1 protein-coding gene is annotated in these 232 nt (G+C 44.8%); it reads left to right on the top strand.

Going from position 1 to position 232, the window contains the following annotated elements; all coding sequences use genetic code 11:
- A partial coding sequence (locus tag HA632_RS01895) for a hypothetical protein (RefSeq protein WP_176305481.1) occupies positions 1 to 232 on the top strand: 232 nt, incomplete at both ends.

The following is a 232-nucleotide window of genomic DNA, read 5'->3' as shown; positions in this document are numbered from 1 at the left end:
CGGGTACACCGATTTGTGTTAATCCACAAACCAGTAGTGTTACTTTGACCGTTTTACCATTACCTACAGTGAGTGTAGCGGTGAATCCAACAATATTGTGTTTGGGCGACAGTGCTACTTTCACTTTTACAGGTACGCCAAATGCAACGGTTACCTACAATATTGATGGCGGAGCCAATCAAACCATAGTTTTAAGCGGAGCCGGTACAGCCACACTAACGGGAACTTACAC

The sequence above is a fragment of the Flavobacterium sp. J49 genome (assembly GCF_011742145.1).
Taxonomy (GTDB): domain Bacteria; phylum Bacteroidota; class Bacteroidia; order Flavobacteriales; family Flavobacteriaceae; genus Flavobacterium.
Note: the sequence above shows the minus strand (reverse complement) of the source record. Positions and strands in the feature narration are given on the sequence as shown.